This is a genomic window from Cellulosimicrobium sp. SH8, from assembly GCF_025818875.1.
Lineage (GTDB): Bacteria > Actinomycetota > Actinomycetes > Actinomycetales > Cellulomonadaceae > Cellulosimicrobium > Cellulosimicrobium cellulans_D.
Genome location: NZ_JAMXMH010000011.1, coordinates 199,506 through 216,390, shown reverse-complemented (window position 1 = coordinate 216,390; position 16,885 = coordinate 199,506). Strand labels below are relative to the sequence as shown.

General features: G+C 74.3%; 16 protein-coding genes and 1 tRNA gene. 11 read left to right on the top strand and 6 right to left on the bottom strand.

The genetic code is table 11. From position 1 onward, the window contains the following. Window positions 1-80: 80 nt before the first annotated feature. The 4 genes from NF338_RS16320 to NF338_RS16305 all read right to left on the bottom strand — a co-directional run bounded on the left by NF338_RS16320 (window position 81) and on the right by NF338_RS16305 (window position 3,534). On the bottom strand, window positions 81-677 hold the full coding sequence (locus NF338_RS16320; protein WP_264031741.1) for an SIMPL domain-containing protein: 597 nt from the start codon (window positions 675-677) through the stop codon (window positions 81-83). A 26-nt stretch (window positions 678-703) separates the two neighbouring features. After that, the gene (locus tag NF338_RS16315) at window positions 704-1,687 is read right to left on the bottom strand and encodes a ribose-phosphate diphosphokinase (RefSeq protein ID WP_053370151.1); all 984 of its coding nucleotides are present in this window, start codon (window positions 1,685-1,687) and stop codon (window positions 704-706) included. Between the two features lie 68 nt (window positions 1,688-1,755). Continuing rightward, window positions 1,756-3,432, bottom strand: coding sequence for a bifunctional UDP-N-acetylglucosamine diphosphorylase/glucosamine-1-phosphate N-acetyltransferase GlmU (gene glmU, locus NF338_RS16310; RefSeq protein ID WP_264031740.1), 1,677 nt, complete (start codon window positions 3,430-3,432; stop codon window positions 1,756-1,758). A 30-nt stretch (window positions 3,433-3,462) separates the two neighbouring features. Beyond that, window positions 3,463-3,534 (bottom strand) — tRNA-Gln (locus NF338_RS16305). A 240-nt stretch (window positions 3,535-3,774) separates the two neighbouring features. Here NF338_RS16305 and NF338_RS16300 point away from each other — a divergent pair. From NF338_RS16300 to NF338_RS16260, 9 genes are all read left to right on the top strand, one after another. After that, a complete protein-coding gene (locus NF338_RS16300) occupies window positions 3,775-4,377 on the top strand; it encodes a TetR/AcrR family transcriptional regulator (protein WP_253052881.1) in 603 nt (200 codons plus the stop codon). Window positions 4,378-4,487: 110 nt separating this feature from the next. After that, window positions 4,488-5,174 (top strand): hypothetical protein, encoded by a 687-nt coding sequence (locus tag NF338_RS16295; protein ID WP_264031739.1) that lies wholly within the window; start codon window positions 4,488-4,490, stop codon window positions 5,172-5,174. A 111-nt stretch (window positions 5,175-5,285) separates the two neighbouring features. Beyond that, window positions 5,286-6,266, top strand: a complete 981-nt coding sequence (locus NF338_RS16290) for an ABC transporter ATP-binding protein (RefSeq protein ID WP_204542836.1) — start codon at window positions 5,286-5,288, stop codon at window positions 6,264-6,266. Continuing rightward, entirely contained in the window at window positions 6,263-7,471 is a 1,209-nt protein-coding gene (locus NF338_RS16285; RefSeq protein ID WP_264031738.1) for an ABC transporter permease, read from the top strand. The genes NF338_RS16290 and NF338_RS16285 overlap by 4 nt, the downstream gene beginning before the upstream one ends. A 106-nt stretch (window positions 7,472-7,577) precedes the next feature. After that, complete coding sequence (locus NF338_RS16280) at window positions 7,578-8,078, top strand: MarR family winged helix-turn-helix transcriptional regulator (RefSeq protein ID WP_167551001.1); 501 nt, start codon at window positions 7,578-7,580, stop codon at window positions 8,076-8,078. A 117-nt stretch (window positions 8,079-8,195) separates the two neighbouring features. Further along, entirely contained in the window at window positions 8,196-9,509 is a 1,314-nt protein-coding gene (locus NF338_RS16275; RefSeq protein ID WP_264031737.1) for a CynX/NimT family MFS transporter, read from the top strand. A gap of 194 nt (window positions 9,510-9,703) precedes the next feature. Continuing rightward, entirely contained in the window at window positions 9,704-10,651 is a 948-nt protein-coding gene (locus NF338_RS16270; protein ID WP_264031736.1) for an ATP-binding cassette domain-containing protein, read from the top strand. After that, window positions 10,648-11,475, top strand: a complete 828-nt coding sequence (locus NF338_RS16265; RefSeq protein WP_264031735.1) for an ABC transporter permease — start codon at window positions 10,648-10,650, stop codon at window positions 11,473-11,475. Before NF338_RS16270 ends, NF338_RS16265 begins: the two co-directional genes overlap by 4 nt. Window positions 11,476-11,566: 91 nt before the next feature. Further along, complete coding sequence (locus NF338_RS16260; protein ID WP_264031733.1) at window positions 11,567-12,601, top strand: TetR/AcrR family transcriptional regulator; 1,035 nt, start codon at window positions 11,567-11,569, stop codon at window positions 12,599-12,601. 69 nt (window positions 12,602-12,670) lie between these two features. Here the strand turns inward: NF338_RS16260 and NF338_RS16255 are convergent, their stop codons facing one another. Further along, on the bottom strand, window positions 12,671-13,273 hold the full coding sequence (locus NF338_RS16255; protein ID WP_264031732.1) for an NADPH-dependent F420 reductase: 603 nt from the start codon (window positions 13,271-13,273) through the stop codon (window positions 12,671-12,673). Window positions 13,274-13,392: 119 nt separating this feature from the next. Here NF338_RS16255 and NF338_RS16250 point away from each other — a divergent pair, with 119 nt between their 5' ends. Continuing rightward, complete coding sequence (locus NF338_RS16250; protein ID WP_264031731.1) at window positions 13,393-13,878, top strand: MarR family winged helix-turn-helix transcriptional regulator; 486 nt, start codon at window positions 13,393-13,395, stop codon at window positions 13,876-13,878. A gap of 219 nt (window positions 13,879-14,097) precedes the next feature. After that, on the top strand, window positions 14,098-14,844 hold the full coding sequence (locus NF338_RS16245; protein ID WP_264031730.1) for an SAM-dependent methyltransferase: 747 nt from the start codon (window positions 14,098-14,100) through the stop codon (window positions 14,842-14,844). A gap of 108 nt (window positions 14,845-14,952) precedes the next feature. Here NF338_RS16245 and NF338_RS16240 read toward each other — a convergent pair whose 3' ends face one another. Continuing rightward, window positions 14,953-16,827, bottom strand: coding sequence for an ABC-F family ATP-binding cassette domain-containing protein (locus NF338_RS16240; RefSeq protein WP_264031729.1), 1,875 nt, complete (start codon window positions 16,825-16,827; stop codon window positions 14,953-14,955). Window positions 16,828-16,885 lie beyond the last annotated feature (58 nt).

The window sequence follows — 16,885 nt, the reverse complement described above, 5'->3', positions numbered from 1 at the left end:
TACGGCGCGCCCCGGCCCAGGACCCCTGCCTTTTGTCACGAGCGAGCCGTGCGCCGCGCACGGTCGCGCGGAGCGGGTCGTCAGTCCGCGAGCTCCCAGCGCACGGTCACGCTCGCACGGACCTCCTGCGTGCCGGGCTCGACGACGAGCGCGTCGCTCACCGCCTTGGCTGCCATCAGGCGCGGCATCGGGCCCGGCCCGCCCGCGTCCTCGCGGACCTCCACGACCGGTCCGAGCGAGCGACCCGCGAGCCGGGCGTACTGCTCGGCGCGCGAGCGGGCGTCGGCGAACGCCGCGTCGCGCGCCGCGACGGCGAGCGGGCCGGGGTCGCCGACGGCGAGGCTCGTCGAGTCGAGGCGCGCGACGGGTCCCGCCGCGTCGAGGGCGGCGCGGACGATCTCGCCGCACGCCGCGACGTCGCGCACGGTCGCGCGCAGGGTGAGCCGCGCCGTCGTCCGCGGGCCGTCCTCGCGCTGCTCGGTCCACGTGGACGTCTGGGACGTGCGCACGTCCGCGGGGTCGACGCCCGCCGCGACGAGCGCGTCGCGCGCCGCGGCGAGCCCCGTGTTCGCCCGGTCGAGGGCCTCCTGGACGCCGGGCGCGCTCGACTCCGCGCCCAGCTCGACGACCGCGACGTCCGGCGCCGCGGTCACCGCCCCCTGTCCGGTGGTCGTCACTCCCGAGCCGCCCACGGCCCCTCCTGTCAGCTGTTGCCGTCGAAGAGCGAGGTGACCGACCCGTCGTCGAACACCTCGCGGATGGCGCGCGCGACGAGCGGCGCGATGGAGAGCACGGTGAGCTGCGGGAACTGCTTCTCCGCGGCGATGGGCAGGGTGTCCGTGATGACGACCTCGCTCGCCCCGCACTCCGAGAGGCGCTGCGCCGCCGGGTCGGACAGCACGCCGTGCGTCGCGGCCACGATGACGGACCGCGCACCCGCGGCGAGGATGACGCGCACGGCCTCGGCGATCGTGCCGCCGGTGTCGATGAGGTCGTCGACGAGCACGCAGTCGCGGCCCTCGACGTCGCCGACGACGCGGTTGGCGACGGCCTGGTTCGGGCGCGTGACGTCGCGCGTCTTGTGCACGAACGCGAGCGGGCCGCCGCCGAGCTTCGCCGCCCACTGCTCGGCGACGCGGATGCGGCCGGCGTCGGGCGAGACGACCGTGACGTTCGACGTGTCGACGCGCGAGCGCACGTAGTCCGTGAGGATCGGCATGGCCCACAGGTGGTCGACGGGGCCGTCGAAGAAGCCCTGCGTCTGCGCGGCGTGCAGGTCGACGCTCATGAGGCGGTCGGCGCCCGCGGCGGTGAACAGGTCGGACATGAGGCGGGCCGAGATCGGCTCGCGGCCGCGGTGCTTCTTGTCCTGGCGGGCGTAGCCGTAGAACGGCTGGACGACCGTGATGGTGCGGGCCGAGGCGCGCTTCGCGGCGTCGACCATGAGCAGCTGCTCCATGATCCACTGGTTGATCGGCGCGGTGTGGCTCTGGAGGATGAAGACGTCGGCGCCGCGCACCGACTCGCCGAACCGGACGTAGATCTCGCCGTTCGCGAAGTCGTACGCGGTCGTGGGCAGCAGGTCGATGCCCAGCTCCCGCGCGACGTCGTTGGCCAGCTCGGGGTGCGCGCGCCCCGAGGCGAGGACGAGGGACTTCTCCCCGTTGCCGGCGATCGTGCTGCTCATACCAGTGGGTTCCTTCGGTGGGGTTTCCGGGTGCGGGGGTAGGTCTGAGGTCGGCTGGCCGGTCGCGGTCAGTCTGCCGTGGTCGCGGGACGACCGCCACGCAGCGCCTCGAGCGTGTGCTCGAGCTCGGGGCCGGGCGGCGGCGGGGTCGGGCGCTCGGCGGTCGCCGCGGCGCTCTGGTCCGCGAGCTGGGCCTGGGCCTGCGCGCCGAGGGGCGCCGCGTCGGGGTCGCTCGCGCGCGCGGCGGCCGCGGCGTCGGCCGCCGCGGTCCCGGGGCGGCGGCGCTCGACCCAGCCCTCGATGTTGCGCTGCTGGCCGCCGCTCACGCCGAGCGCGCCCGCCGGCACGTCGCGACGGATGACGGAACCGGCGGCGGTGTACGCACCGTCCCCGACGCTCACGGGGGCGACGAACATGTTGTCCGCACCCGTGCGCGCGTGCGACCCGATCACCGTGCGGTGCTTGTGCACGCCGTCGTAGTTGACGGTGACCGACGCGGCGCCGATGTTCGTGTGCTCGCCGATCGTCGCGTCGCCCACGTAGGACAGGTGCGGGATCTTGGAACCCTCGCCGATCTCCGCGTTCTTCGTCTCGACGAACGTGCCGATCTTGCCCTGCGCGCCCAGCACGGTGCCGGGCCGCAGGTAGGCGAACGGGCCGACGGACGTCCCCGCGCCCAGGACCGCGAGACTGCCGTGCGTGCGGGTCACCGTCGCGCCCGCGCCGACCTCCGTGTCCGTGAGGGTCGTGTCCGGGCCGATCGTGGATCCCTCGGCGACGACCGTCGCCCCGTGGAGCTGCGTGCCGGGGAGCAGCGTGACGTCGCGCGCGAGCTCGACGTCGACGTCGACCCACGTCGTCGCCGGGTCGACGACGGTCACGCCCGCGCGCATCCAGTCCTCGAGGATCCGGCGGTTCAGCTCCGCGCGCAGCGTCGCGAGCTGCACGCGGTCGTTGACGCCCTCGACGATCGTCGGGTCCGCGGAGACGAGCGCCCGGACCGAGCCGCCCTCGGCGCGCGCCGCCGCGACGACGTCCGTCAGGTAGACCTCGCCCTGCGCGTTGTCACGGCCGAGCGTGCCCAGGCCGCGCCGCAGGACCGCCGCGTCGAACACGTAGATCGACGCGTTGATCTCGCGGATCGCGCGCTCGTCGGCCGACGCGTCCTTGTGCTCGACGATCCGCTGCACGTCGCCCGAGCCGTCGCGCACGACACGCCCGTAGCCGGTCGCGTCCTCGAGCTCCGTCGTCAGCATCGTCACCGCGTTGCCGTCCGCGACGTGCGCGGCGAGGAGCTGGGCGAGCGTGCCGCCGTCGAGCAGCGGGGTGTCGCCCGCGGTGACGACCACGGGGCCCTCGAGCCCGTCGCCGACGCCACGACCCTCCTGCCCGTCGGGCACGCCGTGGAGCAGCGCCTGGGCGTGCGCCTTGGCGTCGAGCGCGGCGAGCGCGCACTGCACCGCGCGCCCGGTCCCGGGGATCTCGTCCTGGTCCACGACGACCGCGTCCGGGTCGACCGAGACGGCGTGCTCGGCGACGCGGTCGCGCTCGTGCCGCACGACGACGGCGAGCAGCGCCGGGTCGAGCGAGCGTGCCGCGACGAGCACGTGCCCGAGCAGGCTGCGGCCCGCGAGCGTGTGGAGCATCTTGGGGGTGGACGACTTCATCCGCGTGCCCTCGCCGGCGGCGAGGACGATCACGGCAGCGGGGGCGACGGTGGAGTCGGTTCCCTGCTGAGCTTCCATGGGTGTTCCCCTCGGGATCGGTGGCACGAGCTCCGCCCCCAGGACTCGAACCTGGACCAAGGGCACCAAAAACCCTTGTGCTGCCGATTACACCAAGGCGGATCGGACCCGGCGACGCTCGCGCCCGGTGCGTTCCCGGGCCACGACGGGCGGGGTGGGTCCGGGAACAGTCTGCCAGGTCGCCCCGCGTGCCCGACGCCGGTCGTGCCCGTCTCGTCCGGTCCGCACCCTGGTCCTCGCTCACCGCGACAGTTGCCTGCGCCACACCGGTGCGGGGCACGCGAGCGGGTGCACGGCATGATGGACCCCGTGGCCGAGTCCAGACGCACCCCCCGATCCCGCATGACCGCGAGCCAGCGGCGCGAGCAGCTGCTCGCCGTGAGCCGCGGCCTGTTCGCCGAGAAGGGGTTCGAGGGGACGAGCGTCGAGGAGATCGCCGCGCGCGCCGAGGTGTCCAAGCCCGTCGTGTACGAGCACTTCGGGGGCAAGGAGGGCATCTACGCCGTCGTCGTGGACCGCGAGGTCCAGGCGCTCACGGCCGCGCTCTCCGGCGCGCTCGACGAGGGCGGCCACCCCAAGGTCCTCCTCGAACGCACCGCGCTCGCCCTCCTGTCCTACATCGAGGCGTCCGAGGACGGGTTCCGCATCCTCGTGCGCGACTCCCCCGTCGCCCAGGCCACCGGCACGTTCTCCAGCCTCATCGGCGACGTCGCGACGCAGGTGGAGCACCTGCTCGCCCACCAGTTCCGCACGCGCGGGCTCGACCCGAAGGTCGCGCCCATCTACGCGCAGATGCTCGTCGGCATGGTCGCGCTCACCGGGCAGTACTGGCTCGACGTGCGCTCGCCCAAGAAGACGGAGGTCGCGGCGCACCTCGTCAACCTCGCGTGGAACGGCCTCGCGGACATGGAGAAGAGGCCGCACCTCATCACGACGAAGTCCTGACGCGTCCGTCCACAGGTCGCCCGGGGAAACTTCTCCGAAACCGCGTCATGGCGCCCGGGCGGGCCCGTCTCTCCTTGCGGAAGCACGAGACCGACGAAGCGGGGCACTTCATGCACGGGCACGACCGGTCCACCGACCGCACGCACGAGGACTGCCGGGACGAGATCCGTCCCACGGTCTGGGGGTACTCGACCTGGACGACGGCGCGCTGCCTCCAGGGCGCCGTCGCCGGCGCACCGGACCGCATCGTCCAGCGCACCGACGTGCTGGTCCCCGGACTGACACCGCGCGAGCTGGACCGCGTGCGTCGGCACGCCGAGTGGCACGCGTCGGTCGACGGCGTGCGCCTGGGGCTCGTCGCGGGCGCGGCGACCGCGCTCGCCGCGGTCCTCGTCGGCCACGACCTGGCGCCCGTCGCGCTCGTCCTCGTCGCCGCGCTCCTGGGCGTCACCGCCGCGCTCCTCACGCCGGCCCTCCTGCGGGTGGCCGGCCCCCGGCTCTCCCGGGTCGAGCGCCTGGCGCTGCGCGACGCCGTCGAGATCCGGCGCGTGCGGGTCGCGCCGCCCACGTCGGCGGGCATGCGCGTGCTCGTCGCGATGAGCGCCGTCGAGTCGATCTCGAGCCGACTCGACGAGCGGGAGGCGGCGATCGCCCGCGAGCTCCTCTGGGCCGCGCTCGACGCCGTCCGGCGCGACGACGACGCCGACGTCGACCATGCGACCGCCGCGATGCTCCGCCTCACCGTGCGGGCCGCGCGCACCCCGCTGCCGCCCGTGCGCGACGAGCACCGGGGCTGAGCCCTCGGCCGCGGCCCCCGACCTCGGGAGGATCCTCCCCCTCCGTCGGGAGGGTGAGGACATGACATCTGTCCCGTGCCGCGCGCGTGCGCCCGTGGTTGTCTGGGGCGCATGGCGACACTCGAGATCGACTCGCTGACCAAGACCTACGGCGACGTGCGCGCCCTGCGCGGGACGTCGTTCGACGTGCGCGCCGGGGAGATCTTCGGCTTCGTCGGCTCCAACGGGGCCGGCAAGACCACGACGATGCGCATCGTCCTCGGCGTGCTCGCCGCCGACGGCGGCGAGGTGCGCTGGGACGGCAGGCCGATCGACCTCGCCGCGCGGCGGCGCATCGGCTACATGCCCGAGGAGCGCGGGCTCTACCCGCGCATGAAGGTGGGCGAGCAGCTCGTCTACCTCGCCCGGCTGCACGGGCTGTCCGCCGCGGGGGCCAAGGACGCGATGGAACGCTGGACCACGACCCTCGGCGTCGACGCGCGTCGCGGCGACGAGGTGCAGAAGCTCTCGCTCGGCAACCAGCAGCGCGTCCAGCTCGCGGCCGCGCTCACGCACGACCCCGAGCTGCTCGTGCTGGACGAGCCGTTCAGCGGGCTCGACCCCGTCGCCGTCGACGTCATGAGCGGCGTCCTGCGCGACCGCGCCGAGGCGGGCGTCCCCGTCGTCTTCTCCTCGCACCAGCTCGACCTCGTGGAGCGCCTGTGCGACCGCGTCGGGATCATCAAGGACGGCGCCATGGTGGAGGTCGGCACGATCGACGAGCTGCGCCGGACCGAGACCGAACGATGGGTCGTGGACGGACCACCGGGAGCGACGTGGATCGGCGCCGTGCCCGACGCGCGGGCCGTCAGCCTCGAGGGGTCGCGCACCGTCGTCGAGCTCGCGCACGGCGACGGGGCCGCGGGCGACGGTGCCGCCGTCGACGGGACGAGCGGGCGCGAGCAGGCCGTGCTGCGCGCCGCGCTCGCCGCGGGCCCGGTGCACGAGTTCTCGCTCGTCCGACCGTCGCTCACCGAGCTGTACCGCGACGTCGTGAGCGCCGAGGAGAAGCCGGCCGGGACGGCCGCCGAGACCGTGGAGGTGGGGGCATGAGCACGGGGACCTCGTTGACGTCCTGGGGCGCGATCCGGCTCGTCGCGGGCCGCGAGATCACGACGCGGATCCGCTCGAAGTCGTTCGTCTGGCTCACCGTGGTCCTCGTCGGCGCGGTCGTGCTCGGCGGTGTGGTGCTGAACCTCGCGAGCTCGTCCGGCCCGACCGCAGAGCGCGTCGGCGTCACGCCGCAGACCGCGGCGCTCGCGGAGTCGATCCAGGCCACGGGCACCACCCTCGGGACCGAGGTCGAGACCGTCGACGTCGCCGACGACGCGGCGGGCGAGGCCCAGGTGCAGGACGGCGACCTCGACGCGCTCGTCACCGGGACCGCCGGGTCGCCCACGGTCGTCGTTGACACCGAGCTCTCCCCCGGCCTCACCGCCGTCTTCACCACCCTCGCCCAGCAGGCCGCGCTGTCCGACGCCGTCGCGAGCCTCGGCGGCGACCCCGCCCAGGTCGCGGGCGACATCGCGACCGCCGCGCCGACCGTGCGCACGATCGGCGAGCCCAGCGAGTTCGACCCGACCCGGTACGTGACCGGCCTCGTCACCGGGATCCTGCTCTTCATGGCGATCATGATCAGCGGCCAGCTCATCGCGCAGGGCGTCGTCGAGGAGAAGACGAGCCGCGTCGTCGAGCTCCTGCTCTCGACCGTCCGGCCCTGGCAGCTCATGGCGGGCAAGGTGCTCGGCATCGGCCTCGTCGGGCTCGGGCAGGTCGCGCTCGTCGTGCTTGCCGGCGTCGGGACCGCGCTCGGCCTCGGCCTCGTCGACACGTCGACGATCGACCTCGGCACCGCGGCCGTCTGGGCGCTCGTGTGGTTCGTCGTCGGGTTCGTCAGCTACGCGCTCCTCATGGCCGGCCTCGGCGCGCTGGTCTCGCGCCAGGAGGACGTCGGCGCCGTCACGACCCCCGTCACGTTCCTCATGATCGTGCCGTACGTCGTCGGCATCTCCGTCGCGCCGTGGGCTCCCGACAACCCGCTCGTCGTGTGGCTGTCGTTCGTCCCGCTGTGCTCGCCGCTCCTCATGCCCGTGCGCATCGCGCTCGGCAGCGCCGAGACCTGGGAGGCGCTCCTCGCCCTCGGCCTCTCGCTCGCCGTCATCCCGGTGCTCGTGTGGCTCGCCGCGAAGATCTACTCCAACGCGGTCCTGCGCACCGGTGCCCGCGTCCGCCTCAAGGACGCCCTCCGCGCGTCCTGATCGTGCGACCAGGGCTCGACCTCGCGGCGCGCTGCGACGGCGCGCGGTCCCGACAGGGGAGCCGTCAAGAGTCTTGATGTCGAGACACGTCGAGTACCCTCGCGTCATGGAGCAGCAGCACGAGGACGAGGTCGACCGCATCGTCGCGGCGTGGCAGCGGGAGCGGCCCGACCTCGACGTCGAGCCGCTCACCGTCTTCTCGCGCGTCGACCGCCTCGCGCGGCACCTCGACCGCGCGCGCCGCACGGCGTTCGCGCGGGGGCACCTCGAGACGTGGGAGTTCGACGTGCTGTCGGCGCTGCGCAGGGCCGGCGAGCCGTACCGCCTGTCCCCCGGCGCCCTCGTGACGCAGACGCTCGTGACGAGCGGGACCATGACCAATCGCATCGACCGGCTCGAGGAGCGCGGTCTCGTGCTGCGCCGCCGGTCCCCCGACGACCGGCGCGGCGTGCTCGTCGAGCTCACGGCCGAGGGCCTCGAGCGGGTCGACACGGCGATGACCGACCTGCTCGCGGTGGAGGCGCGCATCCTCGACGCGCTGGAGCCGGGCGGCCGCCCGGCGCTCGCGGCGCTCCTGCGTACAGTCGTAGGACAGTTCGACGACTGACCGACGGCCCGGCTGACCGGGCGGGCGGCGTCGCACGCGCCCGCACCTGGAGGTCACCGCCCGATGCCGCCGTCCCGGCCGCCCCGCCCGAGCACCTTTCGGGGCGGGATCGACGGCGTGCTGCTCGTCGCGGTGCTGCTGGTCGCGGTCAACCTGCGCGCGCCGCTGACGGCGCTGCCGCCGGTCGTCGCGGACGTCGCAGCGGACCTGCACCTCACGGCGGCGGCCGCGGGCCTGCTCACGGGCATCCCCGTGCTCTGCTTCGCCGTGGCGACGCCCGCGGTCGCGGGGCTGCTGGGGCGGTCGTCGCTGCGGACCGCGATCGCGGTCGCGCTCGGGCTGATCCTCGCCGGCACCCTGCTGCGCTCGGCCGACGTCGCCGCCCTCGGCGCCGCGGGCACGTTCGCCGGGACGGTGCTGCTCGGGCTCGGCATCACGACGGCCAACCTCGCCGTCCCGATGATCGCGCAACGCGACTTCCCCGGGCACGTCGCGACGGTGACCGGCCTGTACACGGCGGCGATCAACGTGGGGACCGTCGCGACGACCGCGCTCACCGCGCCCCTCGCCGACGCCGTCGGGTGGCGCTGGGCGCTCGCGTCCTGGTCGGTCCTCGCCGTCGTCGCGCTCGTGTGGTGGCTCCGCGCCGTCCCGCGTGAGGCGAGCCGGACGGGACGGCCGACGACGGGCCGGGCGAGCGGGCCGGCGTCGGGCACGACGGCGCCCGGCGACGGGGCGGAGCACGCGCCGGACGACGCCGGCGGGTCGGGCGGGGAGGCGCCCTCCGACGCCGGCGACCTCGCCGCCGCGGTCGCGGAGGGCGTCACCGGCACCGACCCGGCCGCCGCCCGCGAGCGCCACGTGCTGGCGACGCCGTTCACGTGGTGGCTGTGCGCGATGTTCGCGCTCCAGTCGTCGAGCTTCTACGCGCTCACGGCGTGGCTGCCGCTCATCCTGGAGGACCTCGCGGGGATCCCTCGCGCGGCGTCGGGCGGCGCGGCGTCGCTGTTCCAGGGCTTCGCGATCGTCGGCGGGCTCGCCGTGCCGCTGGCGGCGCGGCGGTGGTCGCTGCGGCAGAGCTTCGCCGTGATCGCGGTGCTGTGGCTGACGCTGCCCCTGGGCCTGTTGGTCGCCCCGGGCCTGTGGGCGGTGTGGGCGTCGATGGCGGGCATCGCCCAGGCGGCGAACTTCGTCGTCATCTTCACGCTCGTCGCGCAGCGCTTCCCGACCGTCCGCCGCGGGCGCCAGGCCTCGGCGACTGTGCAGTCGGTCGGCTACTGCTTCGCCGCCGTGGCCCCGACGCTCGCCGGCGCCCTGCACACGGCGACGGGGACGTGGACCACCCCGGTGGCCGTCGTGCTCGGCGCCCTCGTGCTCATGACGGGGATCGGCCTCGCCGTCACGGGCTCCCCCCGCGAGCACACGAGGTAGCCCACCGCGGCTCTACCTCCCGCGACCACGGCTCGACCTGGAGGCCAGGGCTCCACCTCGCGCTCGTTCCCTCGGCAGGCACGACGCCCTTGACCCACGCGTCGAGCGTGTTTATGGTGTACACATCGTTTATGCCATACACGTCAGTGTGCGCCGCACACCGGCCAGCACGTCCGACCGAGAAGGAGAAGGCGATGACCGAACCGATGATCGCCGTGCAGGGGCTCGAGAAGTCCTACGGCGACCACGCCGTGCTGCGCGGCGTCGACCTGACCGTGCGCCGCGGCGAGATCTTCGCGCTGCTCGGGCCCAACGGCGCCGGCAAGACCACGACCGTCAACATCCTCACGACCCTCGTGCGGCCCGACGGCGGCGCGGCCCGCGTCGCGGGGGCGGACGTCGTGCACGACGCGGCGCGGGTGCGCGAGACGATCGCCCTCACGGGCCAGTACGCGTCGGTGGACGAGTTCCAGACGGGCCGCGAGAACCTCGTCATGATGGGCGAGCTCGCCCACCTGCCCCGGCGCGCGGTGCGTCGACGCGCGGACGAGCTCCTCGCGCGCTTCGACCTCACCGACGCCGCCGACCGCCGCGTCGGGACCTACTCGGGCGGTATGCGCCGTCGCCTCGATCTCGCGATCAGCCTGGTCGCCGACCCGGCGGTGCTGGTCCTCGACGAGCCGACGACGGGGCTCGACCCGGCGTCGCGCGCCCAGCTCTGGGAGGTGGTCCGGGGGCTGGCCGCGGACGGGACGACGGTCCTGCTGACGACCCAGTACCTGGAGGAGGCCGACCGCCTCGCCGACACGATCGCCGTCCTGCACGACGGCCGCGTCGCCGCGCGCGGCACGGCCGCCGAGCTCAAGGCGCTCGTCGCGGGCGACCACGTGCGCGTCGCGTTCGACGACCCCGCGAGCCTCGCGGCCGCCGTCGGGCTCGCGCCGACGCTGGGGCTCGCCCGCACGACCACGGACGACAAGGACCTGTCCCTCACCGCGCCGAGCGACGACCCCGTCCGCACGATCCGCGACGTGCTCGCGGCCGCTGACGCCCACGATCTCGCCGTCGTCGGGGTCAGCGTCGTCAAGCCCACGCTCGACGACGTCTTCCTCGCGCTGACCCGGAAGGAGGGCGCCCGATGAGCGCCACCACGCCCACGCTCACGACCTCCTCGGCGCGCCCACCGCGCACCGTCGTGCGGGCTCGACAGACGCCCGCGACGGCAGCGCGCGACGTGCGCACGATGGTCGCGCGCGAGACGCGCCGCCAGCTCCGCAGCGTCGACGGGCTCATCACCGCGTTCGTGCTGCCCGTCATGATCATGCTCGTGTTCGTCGTCATCTTCGGCGGCGCGATCGGCGGGGACGACTACATCGACTACGTCGTGCCGGGCGTGCTCGTCATGTGCCTCGGGTTCGGCTCGGCCACGGCCGCCGTGGGGGTCGCGCAGGACATGACGTCGGGCACGATCGACCGGTTCAAGACCCTCCCGATCTTCGGCCCGTCCGCGCTGTGGGGCCACGTCGTGGCGAGCGTGGTGCGCAACCTCGCGTCCGCGGTCGTCGTCGTGGCCGTCGCGCTCGCGCTCGGCTTCCGGCCCGACGCCGGGCTCGGCGACTGGCTGGGCCTCGTCGCGTTCGCCGTGCTCGCGGTGCTCACGTTCACGTGGCTGAGCGTCGCGCTCGGACTCGTGCTGAGCGTCGAGGCGTCGCAGTCGGTGAACTTCCTCTTCCTGTTCGTGCCCTACCTCAGCTCGGGCTTCGTCGAGATCGACACGATGCCGTCGTGGCTGCACGGGTTCGCCGAGAACCAGCCGTTCACGCCGATCATCGAGACGTTCCGCGGCCTCCTCGCGGGGTCGCCCGACGCGACGACGGTCCTCACGGCGATCGCGTGGCTCGTCGGCTTCCTCGCGGTGAGCTGCGCCACCGGCTCGTTCCTCTACCGTCGGCGGACCGCGCGCTGACCCCCGTCGCCGAGCATGCGGCTGTCGCCCGCCCTGGGCCCAGGGCGGGCGACAGCCGCATGCTCGACCGGATACCAGACATGATGTGGGCATGACGGACGCACCCGACCTCCCGCCCCGGCTCGCGCTCGCGTGGGGCGTCGCCGAACGTCCCGAGCGCACGCCGAAGCGCGAGCTGAGCATCGAGCGGATCGTCGAGACCGCCATGGAGATCGCCGACGCCGACGGGCTGGCCGCGGTCTCCATGGCGAAGGTCGCGCAGAGCCTCGGCTTCACGACGATGTCGCTCTACCGGTACGTGACGAGCAAGGACGACCTGCTGCTCCTCATGCAGGAGGCCGCGCTCGACGTCGAGTACCCGCCCGCGCACGAGCCGGCGGACTGGCGCGCGGAGCTGCGCGAGTGGGCGCAGTTCACCATGGCGGTGTTCGCGTCCCACCCGTGGTTCCTCGACATCCCGGTGACCGGCGCTCCCCTCACGCCGAACAACCTGCGCGGGGCGGACAGCGCGCTGCGCGCCCTGCGCTCCACGCCGCTCGACGACGAGGAGAAGATGTCGGTCATCCTCCTCGTCAGCGGCTACGCACGGAACGCCGCCCGGCTGCAGAGCGACCTGGCCCGCGCGGTCGCCGCGGCCGGGGGCGACGAGACCGTCCTGGGCGGCGGCTGGGGCGGTGCGTTGCGCGACCTCGTCGACGAGGTGCGCTTCCCCTACCTGCGCCCGCTCGTGGAGGCGGGGACGTACGCGGAGGAGGGCGAGATCGACGACACCGCGTGGGGCCTCGAGCGCGTCCTCGACGGGATCGCGGTGTACGTCGACGCGCGGGCCGCGGGTGCCCCGGGGGCGGGACGGGTCACCTCCGCCTCGGACGGGACGTCCGACGACGAGGCCGGACCCCGCGACACCGGCGCGGAGCCCGACCCGCGCGACGCCGTCGCGCCGGTCGAGATGGCCGTGCACGTCAAGGACCCGAAGGTCAAGAAGGCCACGCTCAAGCGGCGCGACGCCGAGCGCCGGGTGCGGGAGGCGCAGAAGAAGGTGCGCGAGCTCGAGAAGGCCCTGCGCGAGGCGGAGAAGGCCGAGCGCGAGACAGCGCGGGCTGCCGTGGAGAAGGCACGCGGCTGACTCCCCGGCGCACGACGGCGGCCGGTCACCCGAGGGTGGCCGGCCGCCGTCGTTCCTCCGGGAGACGCGTCACTCGGCGAGCGCGAAGCCCGTCGTCCAGGACGTCTTCTCGCCGGCGGCGAGGGTGAGCTGGAGGAAGCCGAGGGCCTCGAGCTCGTGCGCGCGCTTCAGCGAGCCCGCGTCGACCACGCGCACCCCGGACACGGCGCCGGCGAGCGCGGCCTTGGCGTCCGCGTCGTCGCCCGCGACGAGGACCGTCGTCGGGAGCGGGCCGACCTGCCCGGAGGCGAGCGTCGCGGCGAAGTTCGTGTTGAACGCCTTGAGCACGCGCGCGCCGGGGACGCGAGCCTGGAGCTGCGCCGCGGCCGACGAGCCGTCCGGCACCACGAGCGAGTCGAACGTCGCGAAGTCGAGCGGGTTGGTGATGTCGACGACCACCTTGCCGTCGAGGCGATCGGCGTAGAGGTCGACGACCTCGGCGACGGCCCCGAACGGGAGGGCGAGGACGACGACGTCGCCCTTGAGCTCGTCGCCGACGGTCCCGGCCGCGACCCGGGGGTCGAGGTCGGTCGCCTCGCGCGTGAGGACCTGCACCTCGCTGCCCGCGGCGAGCGCGAGGCCGGCGATCGCGGTGCCCATATTGCCCGCGCCGATGATGGTGATGCTGCTCATGGTGGCTTCCCTTCGTGCGCCGGCCGCCCGGTCGGCAATTGGTTGTTGCTACAACTAAGACGATACGACGCTAAACTTGTAGCGTCAACTATTACGATGGTCACACCGGAGGAGGCCCGATGACGACAGAACCCCGCTGGCTCGACGACCAGCAGCTCGACGCGTGGAAGCGGCTCGTGGCGGTGGTCGAGCTGCTCCCGGGCGTCCTGGACTCCCAGCTCCGTCGCGACGCCGACCTCAGCCACTTCGAGTACTACGTGCTCGCCATGCTCTCCGAGGCCCGCGACCGCACGCTGCGCATGACCGACCTCGCGGGCGCCACCAACGCGACGCTCCCCCGCCTCTCCCACGTCGTGGCCCGGCTGGAGAAGCGCGGGCTCGTCGAGCGCGTCCCGTGCCCCGAGGACCGGCGCGCCACCAACGCGCACCTCACCGACGCCGGGTGGGCCAAGGTCGTCGCGACGGCCCCCGGCCACGTCGCCACCGTCCGGGACCACGTGATCGACGTGCTCACCCCCGAGCAGGTCGGCCAGCTCGACGCCATCGCGGGGGCGATCCTCGAGCGCGTCGACCCCGACGACCGCATGGGCTTCCTGCGTCGCTGACACGACCGCGCCCGGCCCCCACGTCGCGGGTGGAATTCCGTTGCCCGCCGGTCGCTCCCGGTCGTAGCGTCGCGGAGGCTCACCCGGAGCCCGCCCCGCACGATCGACGCAGGGCGATCACAGAAGGTCTTGATGCTCGATGACGGTCCTGGTGCCGGCGAGCGGATCCGTCCGCTCCCGAACGCGTTCCCTGCTGGCACCCGTACAAGGAGCATCCTCGTGTTCGACCTTCGTCTCTTCTCGATCCGTGAGTCCCGTCACCGCATCCACAACCCGCTGACCGAGCGGCAGCTCGCCGACCTCGGCCGCGCGCTCGACCTGCGGCCCGGCACGCGCATCCTCGACCTGGCCTGCGGGTCCGGCGAGCTGCTCTCCACATGGGCGCGGGACCACCGCATCACCGGGCTGGGCGTGGACCTCAACCCGGACTTCGTCGCCCACGCCCGGTCCCGCGCCGACGAGCTCGGCGTGGCCCGCTCGGTGCGGTTCGTCGAGGCAGACGCGTCCGGGTACGTGACCGACGAACCCGTGGACGTCGCGGCGTGCGTGGGCGCGACGTGGATCGGCGACGGCGTCCCCGGGACGCTCGACCTGCTGCGGCGGAGCCTGCGGCCCGGCGGCATGCTGCTGGTCGGCGAACCGTACTGGCGCACCGTCCCCACGACGCCCGAGGTCCTCGCCGGCTGCGGGGTGCAGTCACCCGACGACTACCAGACGCTCCCGGATCTGCTGGCCTCGTTCGGCGCCCAGGGCTACGACGTCGTCGAGATGATGTGCGCGACCGAGGAGTCCTGGGACCGCTACGCCGCACCGCAGTGGCTGACCATGCGGCGTTGGGCTGACGCCCACCCGGGTCACGCGCTGCACGACCAGGTGCGCCACCTCCTGGCGACCGAGCCGCAGCAGTACGCGGCCTGCACCCGGGCCCACTTCGGGTGGGGCGTGTTCGCGCTGATGGCGCGCTAGCGGCGAGCGCGGGCGACGGGCGGGCGACCACCCGACCGTCGCCCGCGGCGCCCGCCCGCGGCGCGCGCACGTCACGGCGGCCGTCGGCACGGCCTGCGCAGCCGAGTGTCAGCCCGCGACCTCGGCCGCCTCGAGCCACGCCGCCTCCAGCTCGTCCTTCTCCGCCGCGAGCGTGCGCAGCTCGGCGTCGAGCTCCGCGACCGCGGTGAAGTCCGTCGCGTTCGCCGCGATCTTCTCGTGGAGCCGGCCCTCCACCTCGGCGATCTTGGACAGCCGCCGCTCGATGCGGTTGATCTCCTTCTTCGCGGCCCGGACCTCGGCAGCGCTCGGACCGGCCGGGGCGACCGCGTCCGGCGCGCCCTCCGCACCACCGTCGGCCCCGGCTGCCGCCGCGGGTGCGTAGCCGCTCGACGACGACCCCGCCCCCGCGAGCGCCGCGCGCCGCAGCTCGAGGTACTGCTCGACACCGCCGGGCAGATCGCGGACCTGGCCGTCCCCGAGCAGCGCGACCTGGCGGTCCGCGACGCGCTCCAGCAGGTAGCGGTCGTGCGAGACGACGATGAGCGTCCCCGGCCAGCCGTCGAGCAGGTCCTCGAGCGCGGCGAGCGTGTCGGTGTCGAGGTCGTTCGTGGGCTCGTCGAGCAGGAGCACGTTGGGCTCGGCGACGAGCAGCCGCAGGAGCTGGAGGCGACGGCGCTCGCCGCCCGAGAGGTCGCGCACGAGGGTCTGCGACCGCTCGCGCGTGAACCCGAGCCGCTCGACGAGCTGCGAGGCCGTGAGCTCCTTGCCGTCCACGACGACGGACCGCTTCTCGTCCTCGATGACCTGGATGACGCGCGACCCGGCGATGTCGTCGAGCTCGCCGACGTCCTGGGACAGCTCGGCGACGTGGACCGTCTTGCCGCGCTTGACCCGGCCCGCGTCGGGCTCGCGCCGCCCGGCGAGCAGGGCGAGGAGCGTCGTCTTGCCCGCGCCGTTGACCCCCACGACGCCGTACCGGTCACCCGGCCCGAGGCGCCACGTGACGTCGTCGAGCAGCACGCGCCGGGCCCCGTCCGCACCCGCCGCGCCGCGCACCGGGACGGCGACCGTCACGTCCTCGAGGTCGAGCACGTCCTTGCCGAGCCGCTTGGTCGCGGTGCGCGTGAGCTCGAGCGTGTCGCGCGGGGGCGGGACGTCGGCGATGAGCGCCGCGGCGGCGTCGAGCCGGAACTTCGGCTTGGACGTGCGCGCGGGCGCCCCCCGGCGCAGCCACGCGAGCTCCTTGCGCAGCAGGTTGTCGCGCTTCTCCGCGGCGACGGCCGCGGTCCGCTGGCGTTCCGCGCGCGCGAGCACGTAGGCGGCGTACCCGCCCTCGTACCCCTCGACCGCGCCGGAGCCGTCGCCGCGCACCTCCCACATGCGCGAGCAGACGGCGTCGAGGAACCAGCGGTCGTGCGTGACGACGACGAGCGCGCCGCGCGCGCCCGGGCGAGCGAACCGGTCGCCCAGGTGCGCCGCGAGCCACGCGACGCCCTCGACGTCGAGGTGGTTCGTCGGCTCGTCGAGGAACAGCACGTCGTGGTCGGCGACGAGCAGCGCCGCGAGCGCGACGCGACGGCGCTGCCCGCCGGACAGCGTGTCCGCGGGGGCGTCGAGGTCGAGGTCGGCCAGCAGACCCGCGTGGACGGTGCGGATGCTCGCGTCCGACGCCCACGCGTGCGTCGCCGCGTCGCCGTGCACGAGGTCGCGGATCGTCGCGCCGGTGCCGACGTCGTCGCGCTGGTCCAGCAGGCCGACCCGCAGCCCGCCCACCCGGGTGACCCGGCCGCCGTCGGGCTGCTGCGTGCCCGCGAGCAGGCGCAAGAGCGTCGACTTGCCGGCCCCGTTGGGGCCGACGATGCCGACGCGGTCGCCGTCGTCGAGGCCGAGCGAGACGTCGTCGAGGAGGGTGCGGGTGCCGACGGTCAGCGAGATGCCGTCGGCGCCGAGAAGGTGAGCCACGCCGTCGAGCCTAGGCCGCACCCCGTGAGTGCAAGAAATAGTCGCCGATCCTCGAGGA

Excerpts from the sequence above, each read along its gene's own strand:
- NF338_RS16290 (WP_204542836.1), top strand. The coding sequence starts at position 5,286 with ATGGCGACACTCGAGATCGACTCGCTGACCAAGACCTACGGCGACGTG.
- NF338_RS16280 (WP_167551001.1), top strand. The coding sequence starts at position 7,578 with ATGGAGCAGCAGCACGAGGACGAGGTCGACCGCATCGTCGCGGCGTGG.
- NF338_RS16260 (WP_264031733.1), top strand. The coding sequence starts at position 11,567 with ATGACGGACGCACCCGACCTCCCGCCCCGGCTCGCGCTCGCGTGGGGC.
- NF338_RS16265 (WP_264031735.1), top strand. The coding sequence starts at position 10,648 with ATGAGCGCCACCACGCCCACGCTCACGACCTCCTCGGCGCGCCCACCG.
- NF338_RS16250 (WP_264031731.1), top strand. The coding sequence starts at position 13,393 with ATGACGACAGAACCCCGCTGGCTCGACGACCAGCAGCTCGACGCGTGG.
- NF338_RS16285 (WP_264031738.1), top strand. The coding sequence starts at position 6,263 with ATGAGCACGGGGACCTCGTTGACGTCCTGGGGCGCGATCCGGCTCGTC.
- glmU (WP_264031740.1), bottom strand. The coding sequence starts at position 3,432 with ATGGAAGCTCAGCAGGGAACCGACTCCACCGTCGCCCCCGCTGCCGTG.
- NF338_RS16255 (WP_264031732.1), bottom strand. The coding sequence starts at position 13,273 with ATGAGCAGCATCACCATCATCGGCGCGGGCAATATGGGCACCGCGATC.
- NF338_RS16295 (WP_264031739.1), top strand. The coding sequence starts at position 4,488 with ATGCACGGGCACGACCGGTCCACCGACCGCACGCACGAGGACTGCCGG.
- NF338_RS16300 (WP_253052881.1), top strand. The coding sequence starts at position 3,775 with ATGACCGCGAGCCAGCGGCGCGAGCAGCTGCTCGCCGTGAGCCGCGGC.
- NF338_RS16270 (WP_264031736.1), top strand. The coding sequence starts at position 9,704 with ATGACCGAACCGATGATCGCCGTGCAGGGGCTCGAGAAGTCCTACGGC.
- NF338_RS16315 (WP_053370151.1), bottom strand. The coding sequence starts at position 1,687 with ATGAGCAGCACGATCGCCGGCAACGGGGAGAAGTCCCTCGTCCTCGCC.